We start from the raw sequence: 15022 nt of genomic DNA, 5'->3' as shown, positions 1-15022 counted from the left end.
GTAAGCTTGCCGGAATCGTTTAATGATCCTGGATTTTTTTACACAGCTCGTAGCTGTATTCAAAATGTACAGATTTAATGGGTTTGGCATTGGCAGGGCCATTCTTTGTATAATCGGCCTTTGCATAGAGGTTGATCTGTTTCAGGCGGTATAATTTCTGTGCAGCATCCTGGCCTCCATCTTTGGACAGTACGCCATAACCATCGAGCCTGGGTGTGGCGGTTTCCAATACAAAAGTGGCAATCATGGTTTTGGACTCTACGGAGTTGAGGTACCATATCTCTTTTTCGCCATAGGTATAGCTTCCGCGTTCATCGCGGTTATCGGTTTTGAGGCCTTCGTTATAAGCCGCCTTGTTTTGCTGGTAAGGGGCCCGCCATTTGTAAGGGGCATTGCTGTTGTAGACCTGGCTATAATTGAATTTTACAGCATCTCCATTATCATCTTCGGAAACACCATCGCCGGTAAGATCAGCATAGTCAGGCGATACAATGGCCGATAACAAGAACGAATGCGCATAAGCGGGCATTTCTTCCCTGTTGAAATAGCCATCTTTACCCCGGCTGTTGTCAACCGAATTGTCGCTGCCAGTATAGCCCACCAAACCTGTAGTAGTACTACCTGTATCGGTAGACATGGTTACTTCTTCCTGGCGGGTATTGTATACGGGGATACCATAAACATAGCGCCTGCCATCGCCATTGAGCACGGTTATTTCTGACAGGTGGTTGGGCTGTCTTTTGTTGTCAATTCTTTCGAGGGTATTATAATTAATACCACAGTAGTTGTTGGGAAATACGTTGACGGGATAATACTTAATGACCTTATCCATGCCCACGATAGCGGCTTCGCGGGCGGTGAGGTAGGAGATCACCTGTGTTCTTTTATCCCGTTCCTTTCGTACGGTATTACCTGTTAAGAGGACTTTTCTGTCCATCCGGGCGGCATTGAAAACGGAGAGTGTACGGGTAGCAAAGTAAGAAGGAAGCTGCTGTTTGTCGAGTGGAGAGAGGTCAACCCGGACCAGGCTATCGCCTCCAATGGCATTGAGAAAACCGGAATTGATGACGGTCTTTTCTCCCGGGTTTTTAAAATATACATTTTCGAATACGGTATCCTGCTGCCTGAATGCAGTTACATCCTTCAGCGTATTTTCAGACAGCCATGGGCCAGTGGAGGTGGTTGAATTGCTATTGATAAAATCAATGCCTCCATGCACAACAGTACCCAATCCAATATCGACCGATAGGCGGTCGCTGTTGCTTTTTGTGGCCATGGTATGATCATGGATAAAACCAATATCGCCCCGATAGGGTCTGAACATACCTCCTGTACCTTCTCCGGTTATAGAATAGGTATCATAAGTATATATGGGTACTGCTATATGGGGCGTTTGTTGGTTAAATGCCACGTCCTTTTCGCGGTTAAAGTCCAGCAATACGTTCTTGTTGGCGCCTCCTTTTTCATAATTGAGGTATCCATAGGCCGGAATTTTGACGGTGCGGTCGTCGGTAGCTATTTTCTGGGTAGAGCTATAGCCACGTATATAACCATTTGGGTGCAATGCCCAATGTTCGGACCCCACTTTGGCTGTAAAAGATACCTGGGAGGAGGTGTAAGGCACTAAAATGGTAGGAGTATAAGAAGGCTTTGAGAAGGATATATAAGAGGGAATGGCCACCCCAATGCTATAGTTTTGTGAATGATAGCTGGCCACATGCTGCTTGACTTGTCCTGTGATCTGCAGGTCTTGTATTCCCGAGCGGGAATTGTAATTGGTGCCAATGGTCAGTTCGCCCCTGGTCTTGCCTTCATTTTTGCTAAGGTGGTAACCAAAGGAAGGGCTTACATCGAGGCCATTCTGCGAGTTATTGGTGATGGATAAAGCACTGGTGAGGCCACCCGCAGCGCCAAGGCCAGAATTGATGCTCACATTGAGGCCGGTTTCAGTACCCCACCCTTTATAGGTATTGTGAAAAACGCCTAAGGAAATACCCACTGTTCCCGGACGTCCCTTCACGGGGTCGGGCTTACCGGCAACCTGGGAAAACTGGCTTTTACCCAATAATTCAATATTACCGCCAACGGTGATACCCACGGTTTTATTGGGTTTCATGCTGATGGTTTTGGTTACGGCATCTTCTCCGCCCTGGAAGTCATCGGGCAATCCGCGCATGTTTCGGGTGATCGTGCCGGGGTTGATATTCCACCCGAGGCCCACCCAACTGGCCTCCTGGTCCATTGATATGCCACTTCCATAGCTTAGGTTGACCGGATAGCCACCTACATCGAGTAGGGGAATATTATAGGAGAAATCGCCGGTGAAGAGGTCTACCATATTACTGGCGTTGACGGACTGGAAGCTTTGCATTTCGGGTTGGGTAGGTCCGGTGGTAAATTTTTGCTTCGCTGAGCCGGGTCCTCTCTTCTCCACTGACCCGGCAGGGGCTGGCATGGGTGCAGGTAAATTGTGCAGTTTATTAAGTGGCAGAGGCATAGCAAGACCACTTTTAATTGGAAGACCTGCACCGGCCATTGGCCGGAAGGCAGGAGCATGAATAACGGGCCGGCTTACTGCGGCCCTTGCCATCACGGGGGTAATGATCAACTCCAGGTAAAAGAGTCCTGCCAAAAACCAGGCAATGGACTTTTGATAACGCGCAAGGGTAACTAACATGCAAATGATATTTTAGTCGTGAATCGTCTTTTATTAATTGGCTGGTTGAAAACAGCGAATGGTAAACAGTTAGGGAGTCCTGTATTCAAATTTCAGGTACCATTTTTCTCTCCGTGCATTGATCAATTCCAGCAGGTACATATGCTTGTTTTTCATGTCATTGTTTTGACGTAAATCCATCTGCTGAAAGTTCTGACCGAATTGTACGGGTATTTTGGTGGAATCCAGCTGTACCTGTTTACGGCCGGCATCGCTGATATCGACAATGCTCACTTCTACATGCGGTTCATTCAACTCATGGAGGTATTCAAAGCGCAGTATGCCGTTGCTGATCACATAAGCCGCCTCTTCGGTACGGGTTAATTTTGAAAAATAGGGACCACCGACTATATTGATATTGCTGTCAACACCAAACTGTTTTACCCTAAAGCTCCATACCTCACTATTGGCAATAGGCGCCATGTTGTTCTTGGCGGTTATGCGCCAGGCATACAGCTTGCTGCTGTCCAGTTCGGGCGATGAAAGGGGATACTGAAAATTGGTGAATGAAATATTTTGCCTGCTCAGCAGGGGTACATTTTGCTGGATGGCATCGGCCGGACTTTGGGTTGCCTGTACTTCTACCAGTGTCCAGTCGTACAGCAGGCCGGTCAGCGTACTGAATGGCGAAGGAGGTATCCAGGCAAAAAGGGCCGGGTAATGGTTACCTGTTCTTCATCCATCGGTATCATCAGCTGGGGCGGGCTGACCGGTTCTATCTCGATCGTTTCACACTCCTCGCCCAGCCTGTCTACCGCATCACTTTCTATGCGGATAGCTGTATAACAAATATTGAACAACCCAATGGGTAAAAAGCCTTCGGGTGAAGGATCTACTGCATAGCCCGCACTGCCCGGATTGTAGGTAATGGGTATCACATCACTTAGCTGTACCTGCTTTAGCCCCTGGGCAGGTGGATCAGTTTGGAAGTGCCCGTCAATACCCGCTGGTTGGTGGCCACATCTGTCATTATCATTTCAATACGCACCTGCATATCCTGCTGCGACGTATTGATCAGCGATAAGTTCCACAACTGTGGTTTGATGGTCAGGCCCAATGGCGGTAACTGCAGGTTGAGCACTACCTGTGTGTTACCGCTTAGGCCCAGTGCAATCAATGCCGTGAATAAAAATATCTTTCTCATAAGTCTTATTTCGTAATTCATTATTGCCTCTTCCTCCATCTGCGCAATCCTTCTCATCTGCGTAATCTGCGTTCCCGCTGCGTAACCTGCGATTAAAAACTCTTCTCCCCCTGGCGCAAGGAACTGTCATCCAAATTTTATTTGTTTGCACCCTGGCGAAAGGTGGGTCGCTCTGCAGACTGGCAAATGCAGCGTTGTAGAGCGGCTCACCTTCATCAGGAAAGAGGTGACACCTTTCCCTTACCACGAAAACGAAAAGGTGTCACCTCTTAGCCCCTGGCGCAAGTAGGCAGCCAGGCCCCGTGTACCGGCGTACTTGTGCCCTTCCTGCAATCCTTCTTTGCTGCGTAATCTGCGTTCCCGCTGCGTAACCTGCGATTAAAAGCTCTTCACAAACTGCACCGTCGCCATTTCATTTTGTATCAACCCTTTATTGAATCCAGGCAAATAACCCGATTCATAACTAAGCGTAATAAAATCCTGTTTGTATACCCTCAGGTTGACATTTACATACCCCCTGTTTTTACCAGTTGATCATTCAGTGCATTGATCTTTACCCCAAACCCGGCTGATCCCAATTGCCTCAGGTTCCATTGTATCCCTTCGTCCATCACCACCAGGCGGTAACTGGAATTCTTTGTATATGAAATAGCTACCTGCGTGGTAAACTTGTTGAAGTAGAATTGCTGCGCCCAGAATACATGGGTGGCATTGAAGTACACAAAACCTGTATCCCGGCCGCTATTGTAAAATTTGTTGAGTACCAGCGTAGAGGCCGTACGCAGGGTACCTATATGATAAGTATGGTAAGCGCTGCCATTCAATACCTGGAACCGGTTTTCGATCACCACACTGTCCAGCGCCGTTAGCTGGCTCATGGGCTGGTAGCCCACGGTAATTGCCGGCCATTTGCGCATTTTGAAGGTAGCCGTCAGGCTTTTGAATACCGTATTGCTTTTATAATCCTGTGGCAGGAAGGGATTGGTAAATTCATTTTTACGCAGGGAGCCTGTCAGCCGCAATTTGCGTTTGAAGAATCCTTGTTCTGCTTTTACCATCCAGCTTTCCAGGGCATTGTTGGTTTGAAAACTGCTGAAGGATTGGAAATTGGCGCCTGTATGTTTATAATAGCCTTCCAGGCGTGTGCCAGTAGAAGGTATATAGGAAAATGCTTTGACGGAATAAGCCTGGTTACTCTTATCCGAGAGCGAGAACTTGGTATTGCCCTGTGAAGGATTGTGTCTGAAGTCGGGCGCCAGTGATTTGGCTATTTCAGCGGTTATATAACTGGTACGGTTTAGCTGCATCTTGGCTTCAGCACTAAAACCGGTGACCGTAATAGAAGACAGCCGGGAGCCATTGGAGGGGAACAATTGTTTCTCACCCCGGAAGGCCGAGAGGATAAAATAGTTCTTTTCCAGCCGGCCAATACCCGCCCTTACCAGGTACAGGTATTGCGGTTTTTTATTCGACCCGTTCACCACAAAATCGCGGTAGCGGTAATCCACCAGGCCGGCACTCAATGCCAGGTAATACCAACTATTGTATTCAAAGTTGATCCCGTTAACGCTGGTATTTTTTACCGTCAGCTCACTGTAGTTCGTTACACTTCCTGCCCACGCTGAATTGCCGGAATCCCATCAGCCAGCGGTATTTGGCAGGCACCTGCACCTTGCCCATGCCATATTCCTGCAGTTTATCCGTCCAGCCACGTGTAGCCGTCAGTTCTTCCCAGCGTCCGCCCACCAGTTGTTTGAAGCGCTGCACTTTCTGCCGGTTTTGTTCGTAAGCCCCTTTCAGTGAATCCACCTGCCTGGTCAACCGGTCATATTCCCCCTGGTTTTATCGTAAAGGTCCAGGAATAAACCCGCTACTTTTTTGAGTGAGTCTTCCCGCGCCTGGTTCACACTGTCGGGCAGGCTGGGCGTCCAGGTAATGCGCGGCACCCGCAGGGTTTCATGCGCTTCTACCAGGTCTTGCGGTGAGAAGGAACGCAGCATGCCTGCTTTCAGGCTATCCAGTTGTAATTTTTTTAACCCATATAACTTTTCTGTCAGCGAATCGCGCAGGTTGGGCGCCATGGCCAGTAAACGTTGCCTTAGCGAGTTTTGTAATTGCTGTTTATAGGCTGCCCCGTCAAAAGACACCTGTACATCTGTAATGTCACGGAAGATCCTGAATTGCTTTGGCGCGACCACCAGGTCACCCGCACCGGTAAATGCCCGGCCAGGGTGAGCGACAGGTTGCCCGTAATATTATGCTGGGCAATATTCTTTTCTACATACGGCGTGTCAATAGCCGTGCGGTAGTTGAACTGGTAGCTCACATAACCGCCATTTAATTTTACCAGGGGTTTGGCCAGCAATAATTTTTGAACGGGTTGTGTACATCAAAACGTAGCGAGTCCTTAGATAGCAGGTCCTTTCCTTTGGGTAAACCGGGCGCCGTTGGTAATAGGAGCGTTTTGACTTGATGGATTTTTCAGCTGACTGCCCTGGTATTGGCCAGTTGTTTCACGCCTTTAATGGCGGTATCGGTGAGAGAACGAACGGAATCGGTGATCTTGCGTAAAGCCTGGGGGCCGGCCTGGATGTATCGGCGGCAGCTTTGTTTGATTGTTCCTGAGCCGAAGCAGTGGTCATGATTAGGACCAATACAACAGTCAGGGCATAGGAAGGTATGTACGAATATGGCTTTCCCATATACGCAGTAAGGTTTTGGGCTGGGTTTACAAAAAAGAAATTGATTCAGGCTCTTCGCCTGGATATGGATCTTTATAGTAAGTTATACAAAGGGGGATACATTAAAGCAGTGCAAATAAAGGAAAGTGCTTTTGAATGGCCTAGCACAAACCAGCAGGTGTGCAGATTTGCCCGATAAGTGTGTTAAAATCGAGCAAAACCGTGTAAGCAAGTATGCGTTTTTAGGAGGAGGGACAATAAAAAAAGATGACTTACTCAGTCATCTTTTTCAGTTATATCAGAAACGTTGTTCTTAGTTCTTATTGCAGATAAATACAAATGGTTTCAACTCGGGCTGGTTGATCATCTTTTGAATAACTTTCGGCTGATGAATGATCCTGTATTTGTTCATATCAAATACTTCATGGGCCATGCAAAAGTTATCCATGGTTTCAAAATAGAGCAATAACTGGTTTAATTGTTCCAGTTCATTTTCCATAGCATCCTTATCAAGACCTTCGTCTTTCATTAGGACAAGCAAATCGCGATTGGGCGTTTTCATTTTCTATCAGGATATTAATAGCCAACAAATCCTTTGTTCAGGCCACAGCCACATTTTTTGGATGAACCACCCATACCTCTACCTGAGGTGCAAGCTGTCATTAGTACACTCAACACTATGGCCAACAAAACCAATTGATATTTAATCTTCTTCATACTGATCTTTACTAAATTAAACTATTTTACACACAAAATTATTATTTAAGGCCGGTGGTATCTTTAAATTTTAACAGTTCTACGCGAAAACCCTTAGTGCTGGTTTGTCCGCTGGATTGGGGATTGGGCCATACTACCCGTTGCATCCCACTGATCCGGCAACTGATGGGCCTGGGCTGTGAGGTTATTATCGGCTGTAATTCAACGCAAAAGGAAATATTATTCCTTGAATTTCAGGATCATTGCCGCTATATCCACCTGGCAGGATATGGTATCCTGTATGGCAAGACCCGAGGCGCCACTCTAGCCAGGCTAATGCTCCAATCGCTTAAAATTTTGATCCGGATCAAGCAGGAAAACCGTTGGTTAAGAACGTTTTTGTTGCAGGAAGGAGTAAATGCTGTCATTTCCGACAATCGCTTTGGCTTGTACGCCACTGGCCTCCCTTCTATTTTTATTACGCATCAATTACAAATCAAAACAGGACTTGGGCAGCGGGCAGATGCCCTTGTGCGTCGGTGGAATTACCGTCATATTAACCGGTTCACGACTTGTTGGGTACCAGACGAGGCGGGTGCCCCCTCTTTATCAGGTGAGCTATCCCATCCCCGGATAATGCCTTCGCTGCCGGTGCGGTACATCGGAGCGCTATCTCGTATGGCAACTTGTTCTGTAGCAGGTAAAGGCCTATTACTAATTATTCTGTCGGGGCCTGAACCGCTGCGTAGTATTTTTGAACAGGTATTACTGGAACAATTGAAGGATTATACGGGCCAGGTGGTGATGGTAAGAGGACTTCCATTAGCTACCGCTTTGCCTACCACTCCGGATCATTGCAAGTTATTGAATCATGCCCCGGCGGATATGTTGCAGGCGCTGATCTGTGAGGCAGAACTGGTGATCAGCCGCTGTGGGTATACTACAGTAATGGATTTGTTTTTGATGGGGAAGAAATCGATCCTGGTGCCTACACCGGGACAGGCGGAGCAGGAGTACCTGGCGCATCACCTATTGCAACAACAGTGGGCCTATACGCTGCCGCAAAAGGGATTTCAACTTGACCGGGCGTTGGAAGAAGCAGGAAAATTCACTTATAAAATACCTGATCTGCCGAAGGATGCGTACAAGGAAGTAGTGCGGGAATTTGTGGAGGGGATGGAGCGGCCGGCAGTCGGCAGTCGAGAATCGTAAGTGCTTTTGTTTCGCATTTGGGTTGGTATATGAAAAAGAGACAGGGCAGGCTTTGGAAGGTTGCCCTGTCTCTTTTTCATTTTTGTAGAACTATATCTTATTGTTTTACGATCTTATAGGTTTCTGTTGTTGATCCACTACGGGCCTTTAGATAATACATTCCTTTGGGCAGTTGTGTAGCAGGGAGGTTAATTTCTGTAGCTCCGGATGCATATATGCCACTCAATCCGGCTATTTTCCTACCGCTCATGTCGGTCACTTCTACGATCACTTTTTGTGTTATCTCTACATTGATATAGGCCACTATATTATTGGTAAATGGATTGGAGGCTGGGATGATGAGTTGCCGAAGCCCTTGCCTGTTAGCAATCGTTTTTGTACCCAGGTATTGCTTGTCTCCGTCGATATCGGCTTGTACCAGTCTGTAATAGCTGAGCTGGGGCAAAGGTTTTTCATCGCTATAGTCATATTGTTTATCTATCCCTGAATTGCCGCTGCCCTTCCTGGTGGCCAATGGCATAAAGCGGCCATCACTACCTGCACGTTCAATGATAAAGGAAGCATTTTCGGTTTCAGAAGTAGTGGTCCATTGCAGGAGTACTTTACCTGCTGTTAACCGGGCTGAAAAGTTTTTAAGACGTACGGGCAGGGTGCTGCGGCTATGTTGAAGCAACCATTGGTAGAGATTGGGGCCACCTGCGGGGGTAAATAAGGGGCTATACAAAGCCAACCAGGTATCATGAGGAAAGGGCCTGCAATAGAGCAATTGCTGAGATAGGGGGAAAGGGAAGGGCTGGGGATTGGGCGTTTGATCGAGCCTTGAATACCTGGGAGCTATGGCACCGGGCTGGTTGTTGATGGCATTGACCCATTCATCGGGCCAGGCGACCACACAGGGATTATCGAGGGCACAATGAACAAACCAGGTGGGCAAACCAGCATTGGCAATATTGGCTGGACCGGCAGGATTAAGGGATAACCGCCAACACATGGAGCTCATGGCTATGGCAGCAATGCGCTGTGCGCGGCTTGCACTGCTGGAAACATAATCAATAACATGGTTGGCACCACTGCTCATACCGGTAAGGTAAACCCGGGTAGGATCAATACGGTAGGCCGACATGGCATAATCAATGAAGGCTTCTATTTTATCGGCATAATAGGGAGGCTCGCTGTATCCTGTATATTGGGGCATCAATACGATATAGGAATGGGTTTGCCCATTTACAGTTACGGTAGTGGGAAATTCGTTGGATTCAATCTTACCGGGTAGGGCGGAGGCGCCATCCCCAATAATCTTGCACAGTGCGTCTTGTGAGCCATCGCCCGCAGCCTGGTTGCCATGAAAATAAATGATAACAGGATATTTTTTTGTGGGATTGGCAGCATAGTCGGCTGGCAGCAACCTTAGCAATCCCTTAATATAGCCATTGCCAATCCACTCATTGGAGGGTAGGGATATTCTTTCCAGGTTGACCGGGGTACACTGTGACGAGGCAGTATACTCAATTAATAACATCGCAATAAAGCAGATCGTTTTTTGCACAAGAGCAGGTAGCCGTAATGGCATAGATAAGATTTTACCAGTAAATAAATAGTGGTATCAAAGGCTGAGATTGGATGTATAGCCTTCAAAGGAAGTTGAATAGGTGTGGTGGTAAGTTGGTGAACCGGTTTTTTATAGGGTGCGAATCGGGGCGGGCTTCCTATAAATAGTAAGCCAATCTATTCATATCAGTAAAAATCGTGCCATCCGGAACGATGTAAACTGGCGGGTCTTAAACTGATAAAGATTTGGGATAATCAAAAAACCAAAAGGTTTTAGGCGCCTCTTTAAAGTGAGCCCAGTTTAGGGTATCTACCTGCGCGCCAAAGATAGCACATGTAGGCATGTCATCAATCCTTACTTCTGTAAGCATGTTTACAAATTCAGTAATGCCGGGATTGTGTGAAAAACAGCGATGGTATTGGCTGATGACGGCGCCCTGGCAATTGTTTCGTAGAAGTTGGCCGGAGAAGCGTGGTATAATTCAGGAACAAGAAGAATATTTTCCTTGTGGTAGTTGAATTCTGCAGCAAAAAGGGCGGCTGTTTTCCGGGCGCGTTTTGCCGGGCTGGCGATAAATGCATCAATAGTGATGGAACGAGCCAGCAGGCGTTGGGCCATTTGCGGACTATCTTGTTTACCCCGTTCGTTCAATGGGCGGTCAAAATCATCCTGGGACGGATCGGCCCAGCTACTTTTGGCGTGCCGGATAATAAGGATATGCTTCATAGAAAAATTTAAGGGGAATACTCCCCTTAAAGTACTTAATAAGTTTCAATCAAAGGAATCAGACAATATTAAACAGGCCTGTTTTAGTGGTGGTTCCCCATAGGAAGCTAAACGGTCGGCGAGTAATTACAAGCAAAATCTTTGCCAGAACTGGGTATTTTTAGCACAAGGGGGATTAAATGAAATTATTTTTGCTTTTTCCAATAATTTGTCAACCCTGTCATCAGAGGCCACTTGCATTGATGTAGTTGATCAGGGAAGCTGTATTTTTCACTTTAAGTTTTTGAGGATATTATGCCGGTGAACTTCCACTGTTTTGATAGCGATATTCAGCCTGGCAGCAATTTCTTTGGATGCCAGTCCATCTCTAATGAGGTTAATAACCTCAATTTCACGCTCGGACAACTGGTTCAGTCCAGGCAGGCTCTCTTCATCGCCCAGCATTTGGACGGAAATAATATTCTTTACTTCCTGGCATACGTAAATTTGACCGTGATATACCTCGTTGATAGCATCCAACATTTCCTGACGAGGTGAGTTTTTGGTGACATAGCCGCGCGCTCCCAGGCGTAGCATTTTTTTGCGTAAGCGGGTTGAGAATGCATGGACACGGCTATTACTTTTGAGCCAGGAGAAAGCTTACGGACCATTTTTAAGATATCAAAACCATTGAGGGGGGACATATTTATATCCAGCAGGATTATGTTGGGCCGTTTATCGCGTGCAATTTCTATTGCCTGTTGTCCATCGCCTACTTCGGCAATCACTTCAAACCCTTCGTTGCGTCCCAGGAGAAATGACCAGGTTTCACGGATAAGCGTATGATCATCTACAATCATGATTGAAATTCTGCTCATAAGACTTTCTTTTTACTATGGCGTATTAGAGTAAGCAAAAGGCACACTTTACCTGAAAGATAGGAACTATCTTTTTTACTGCTGGTGGTGCTACTAATGTTTAGGCCTCACCATGATAACAGCCTTCTTCTACAGAATAAAACTTATGCCCCAAAATGGTATATGATATTATGATTTTTTCTGAATTATTCAATTCCATTTAGGGGGTAGCTGAAGATAGTGCTTATAGAAGTAGTGTTCTTATGCTTAGTGGCCATCACAACCTGACCTGTTCCGGGCATAAAAAAGCCCCACCTGGAAAAGCGGGGCGACACTAATCAAATACGTTAACCATTAAACCTTATCCTTTTAATATTATAACAAATAATCCAGGGGTTAGTACTAAAAGCGGGTGCAGAAAAATATTTTTGTTCAAATATTTTCGAGGGATTTACTTAACGGGTTTTACAGAAAAGTAAACGGCAACTGCAAACAGGTGTCTGCAACAAAGTAGCGTATCCACCAGGAATAGTAAATTTTCTAATCCAGGGAAGCCGGACAGGTTATGCTCTATTTGCGCATTAATACCCCCTAACGTTCTTTCCTTCCATGAAGTTGATGAATGCCTTATTGACCACTCTATTTCCACCTGGTGTGGGGTAATTGCCGGTAAAATACCAATCGCCGGTATTGGTAGGGCAAGCGCGGTGTAAGGATTCAATGGTTTGGAAAATTACCTGTACTGGAATTTTAAGGCCCTTGGGAGTGATGAGTTGGGCAATTTTGTCTGACACCTCTTCCGGAGTAAATGGCTTATAAACAAGGCGCACCAGATTTTCTGTATGCAACTGATCCAGGCGCTGCAATTCCTTGCACTTTTCATAGATCTCCTGGAGGTTGTTTTCTTTGCCCTTATCTTTCATTAATTCGATGGCTGCTCTGAAGGCTATGAAATCGCCGAGTTTACTCATGTCAATACCATAGCAATCGGGATAGCGTATTTGAGGGGCAGAAGAAACTACGATGATCTTTTAGGCTCGAGTCTGGCCAACATGCGTACAATACTTTCTTTGAGGGTAGTACCCCGCACAATTGAATCGTCAATAACAACAAGGGTATCTTTTCCTTTCTCTACTGTTCCGTAGGTGATATCATATACGTGTTGCACCATTTCATTACGGCTGGTATCGGCAGTAATGAAAGTGCGCATTTTCACATCCTTGATGGCCACTTTCTCAACGCGGATCTTCCGATTGATCATTTCGGATAACTTATCCCCGGTAATATCTTTACCCCAGGATAATATACGCTCGATCTTGACTTTTTAAGGTAATCATCGAGGCCTTTTTGCAATCCGTAAAAGGCTACTTCGGCGGTATTGGGTATAAATGAGAAGATGGTATTCTTCAGGTCATGATTGATAGCGGTGAGTATCTGATCGCTGAGATTATACCCCAATGCATTTCTTTCCCGGTAAATCTTTTCATCGCTGCCACGGGAAAAATAGATGCGCTCAAAACTGCAGGCACGGCGCTCTTTGGGTTCCAGGATCTGATCTACTGCAATCTGGCCATCAGCTTTAACGATGAGACCCATTCCAGGCATGAGCTCCTGTACTTCATTTTCTCCTACATTGAATACTGTGCGGATAGCGGAACGCTCAGAAGCCGCTACCACTACATCCTCATCAATATAATAATAAGCCGGACGAATACCATTGGCATCTCTAAATACAAAGGAATCGCCATTTCCGATAAGACCGCCAACGGTAAAACCACCATCGAATAAAGGAACGGCTTTGCGCAATACCTTGAGCACATCCAGGTTGCCGGGAGATTCTTCATCGGCTTTAACGGCAAAATGATGAATGACTTCCATCATGGCCGCCAGGTCGCTTTGTTTTTGAAATCGCCAGGCTCCACATTGATGAGTGCAAACAACTCATCGGTATTGACCAGGTTGAAGTTTCCCGCTAACGCCAGGTTGCGCGCCGGGATGGTATTGCGTTTGATAAAAGGATGGCAAAATTCTACGTTGTTTTTGCCCTGGGTACCATAGCGGAGGTGCCCTAACAACAATTCCCCAATAAAGGAGATATGGCCCTTCATGAGGCCTGGATGTTTGAGCAGATCGGGCTGGTATTGCTCCAGTTCCTTGACCTCGTTATTGATCTTGGTAAAAATATCGGCTATGGGCTGGTTGGCATTGCTGCGGATGCGGTTCAAAAAGGGGTAACCAGGTTCCACATTCAGTTTAACTGCTGCTACACCGGCCCCATCCTGACCCCGGTTGTGCTGCTTTTCCATGAGGATGTACAGCTTATTCAGGCCCCACATTACTGTACCGTATTGCTGTTGATAATAGGAGAACGGCTTGCGTAAACGTATGAATGCCAATCCGCATTCATGTTTTATTTCATCACTCATGGATTACTCCTGGTTAAGGGCGCAAGGTAAGGATTGTTTCTGGTTTTTAATGAAATGGCTAGGAGGGGAAAGGGAGGGGCTAGGAGGGGAAGAGAGGAAAGAGAGGGGCTAGGAGGGGAAGAGAGGAAAGAGAGGGGCTAGGAGGGGAAGAGAGGAAAGAGAGGGGCTAGGAGGGGAAGAGGAGAAAGAGAGAAAGAGGGAGGGAGGGGCTAGGAGGGAGGTAAAAAAAGCCCCCAGTTTTCATAGGAACATGGGGGTGGTTCTTTTCAAAAGGATTGGATTTGGTGCTAATACGGTTTATGACGGTTCAAAACCAATAGATTAGCTTTTTTTCATAGAATTGAGGTTATACTCAGGATTTAGGGCCTGGGTCATAACAGGCATTGATTTCGATGCAAGATGCTTGATTTCAGTCAATGGATAGCTAAACGGGTCATTGTTTTTCAATGACCTATGGAATTTTTCAGTTTTCTTTACGGGTATACCCTTAGCTGTCAGTGATTTACCGACAATGTGGCTTGCCAAATAGGATGGAAAAGGGTGATTATAAACTGGTTGCGAGGTTGTTGATATAGTTGACCAGGGAAGCTGCATTTTTCAATTTGAGCTTCTTGAGGATATTATGGCGGTGAACTTCGACTGTTTTAAGGGATATTTTGAGAATGGTAGCTATTTCTTTGGAAGACTGCCCCTCTTTAATCAGGTTAATGATCTCTATTTCACGGCCGGTAAGGGCATTCACATTGGGCATCTCCTGCTTATCATCCAGTACCAGTTCAGAGATATTATTCTTGATCTCATCGCAAATATATTTGTTCCCGCTATGAACAGAGAGGATGGCCTCAATCATTTCATCCTTGGAAGAGTTCTTGGTTACATAACCCCTGGCTCCTATTTGAAGCATTTTTTTGGCATAGGCGGGTTGGGAGTGCATGGAAATCCCAATTACTTTGGAGCCTGGTGATAGCTTCCTGATCTTTTCAGTGGCTTCAAATCCAGAAATGGGGGCAATGTTAATGTCCATGAGGACAATCTG

The 15022-nt window shown here is 46.2% G+C and carries 19 protein-coding genes; 1 reads left to right on the top strand and 18 read right to left on the bottom strand.

Annotated features, from left to right (window positions below):
* Positions 1 to 19 precede the first annotated feature (19 nt).
* From RS881_RS02045 to RS881_RS02005, 9 genes are all read right to left on the bottom strand, one after another.
* Positions 20 to 2677, bottom strand: coding sequence for a hypothetical protein (locus tag RS881_RS02045; RefSeq protein WP_315819558.1), 2658 nt, complete (start codon positions 2675 to 2677; stop codon positions 20 to 22).
* A 69-nt stretch (positions 2678 to 2746) separates the two neighbouring features.
* The gene (locus RS881_RS02040) at positions 2747 to 3139 is read right to left on the bottom strand and encodes a hypothetical protein (RefSeq protein ID WP_315819557.1); all 393 of its coding nucleotides are present in this window, start codon (positions 3137 to 3139) and stop codon (positions 2747 to 2749) included.
* A 188-nt stretch (positions 3140 to 3327) separates the two neighbouring features.
* A complete protein-coding gene (locus tag RS881_RS02035; RefSeq protein WP_315819556.1) occupies positions 3328 to 3594 on the bottom strand; it encodes a hypothetical protein in 267 nt (88 codons plus the stop codon).
* Positions 3595 to 3614: 20 nt separating this feature from the next.
* On the bottom strand, positions 3615 to 3860 hold the full coding sequence (locus RS881_RS02030; protein ID WP_315819555.1) for a hypothetical protein: 246 nt from the start codon (positions 3858 to 3860) through the stop codon (positions 3615 to 3617).
* 506 nt (positions 3861 to 4366) lie between these two features.
* On the bottom strand, positions 4367 to 5383 hold the full coding sequence (locus tag RS881_RS02025) for a hypothetical protein (protein ID WP_315819554.1): 1017 nt from the start codon (positions 5381 to 5383) through the stop codon (positions 4367 to 4369).
* Between the two features lie 67 nt (positions 5384 to 5450).
* Entirely contained in the window at positions 5451 to 5681 is a 231-nt protein-coding gene (locus RS881_RS02020; protein ID WP_315819553.1) for a hypothetical protein, read from the bottom strand.
* On the bottom strand, positions 5678 to 6007 hold the full coding sequence (locus RS881_RS02015) for a hypothetical protein (protein ID WP_315819552.1): 330 nt from the start codon (positions 6005 to 6007) through the stop codon (positions 5678 to 5680). The genes RS881_RS02020 and RS881_RS02015 overlap by 4 nt, the downstream gene beginning before the upstream one ends.
* Positions 5959 to 6225 (bottom strand): hypothetical protein, encoded by a 267-nt coding sequence (locus RS881_RS02010; protein ID WP_315819551.1) that lies wholly within the window; start codon positions 6223 to 6225, stop codon positions 5959 to 5961. Before RS881_RS02010 ends, RS881_RS02015 begins: the two co-directional genes overlap by 49 nt.
* A 629-nt stretch (positions 6226 to 6854) precedes the next feature.
* Positions 6855 to 7103 (bottom strand): hypothetical protein, encoded by a 249-nt coding sequence (locus RS881_RS02005; protein WP_315819550.1) that lies wholly within the window; start codon positions 7101 to 7103, stop codon positions 6855 to 6857.
* Positions 7104 to 7354: 251 nt separating this feature from the next.
* Here RS881_RS02005 and RS881_RS02000 point away from each other — a divergent pair, with 251 nt between their 5' ends.
* Positions 7355 to 8449 (top strand): glycosyltransferase, encoded by a 1095-nt coding sequence (locus RS881_RS02000; RefSeq protein ID WP_315819549.1) that lies wholly within the window; start codon positions 7355 to 7357, stop codon positions 8447 to 8449.
* A gap of 97 nt (positions 8450 to 8546) precedes the next feature.
* On the opposite strand, the gene RS881_RS01995 is transcribed toward RS881_RS02000, so the two are convergent.
* From RS881_RS01995 to RS881_RS01955, 9 genes are all read right to left on the bottom strand, one after another.
* Entirely contained in the window at positions 8547 to 9968 is a 1422-nt protein-coding gene (locus tag RS881_RS01995) for a carboxylesterase family protein (RefSeq protein ID WP_315819548.1), read from the bottom strand.
* A gap of 402 nt (positions 9969 to 10370) precedes the next feature.
* Positions 10371 to 10724: a SixA phosphatase family protein gene (locus RS881_RS01990; protein ID WP_315819547.1), complete on the bottom strand. Its 354-nt coding sequence runs from the start codon at positions 10722 to 10724 to the stop codon at positions 10371 to 10373.
* Between the two features lie 270 nt (positions 10725 to 10994).
* Positions 10995 to 11168 carry a LuxR C-terminal-related transcriptional regulator gene (locus RS881_RS01985; RefSeq protein WP_315819546.1) on the bottom strand — a complete coding sequence of 58 codons (174 nt, stop codon included), beginning with the start codon at positions 11166 to 11168 and terminating at the stop codon, positions 10995 to 10997.
* A 20-nt stretch (positions 11169 to 11188) separates the two neighbouring features.
* Positions 11189 to 11581 carry a response regulator gene (locus tag RS881_RS01980; RefSeq protein WP_315819545.1) on the bottom strand — a complete coding sequence of 131 codons (393 nt, stop codon included), beginning with the start codon at positions 11579 to 11581 and terminating at the stop codon, positions 11189 to 11191.
* 560 nt (positions 11582 to 12141) lie between these two features.
* Positions 12142 to 12531, bottom strand: coding sequence for a hypothetical protein (locus tag RS881_RS01975; RefSeq protein ID WP_315819544.1), 390 nt, complete (start codon positions 12529 to 12531; stop codon positions 12142 to 12144).
* Between the two features lie 47 nt (positions 12532 to 12578).
* Positions 12579 to 12821, bottom strand: coding sequence for a hypothetical protein (locus tag RS881_RS01970; protein WP_315819543.1), 243 nt, complete (start codon positions 12819 to 12821; stop codon positions 12579 to 12581).
* Positions 12818 to 13441, bottom strand: coding sequence for an amidophosphoribosyltransferase (locus tag RS881_RS01965; RefSeq protein ID WP_315819542.1), 624 nt, complete (start codon positions 13439 to 13441; stop codon positions 12818 to 12820). Before RS881_RS01965 ends, RS881_RS01970 begins: the two co-directional genes overlap by 4 nt.
* Positions 13438 to 13986 (bottom strand): class II glutamine amidotransferase domain-containing protein, encoded by a 549-nt coding sequence (locus RS881_RS01960; protein ID WP_315819541.1) that lies wholly within the window; start codon positions 13984 to 13986, stop codon positions 13438 to 13440. Before RS881_RS01960 ends, RS881_RS01965 begins: the two co-directional genes overlap by 4 nt.
* Before the next feature lie 544 nt (positions 13987 to 14530).
* Positions 14531 to 15010 (bottom strand): LuxR C-terminal-related transcriptional regulator, encoded by a 480-nt coding sequence (locus tag RS881_RS01955; RefSeq protein ID WP_315819540.1) that lies wholly within the window; start codon positions 15008 to 15010, stop codon positions 14531 to 14533.
* Positions 15011 to 15022: the final 12 nt, after the last annotated feature.

This window comes from Paraflavitalea speifideaquila (genome assembly GCF_032395985.1).
Taxonomy (GTDB): Bacteria; Bacteroidota; Bacteroidia; order Chitinophagales; family Chitinophagaceae; genus Paraflavitalea; species Paraflavitalea speifideaquila.
Note: the sequence above shows the minus strand (reverse complement) of the source record. Positions and strands in the feature narration are given on the sequence as shown.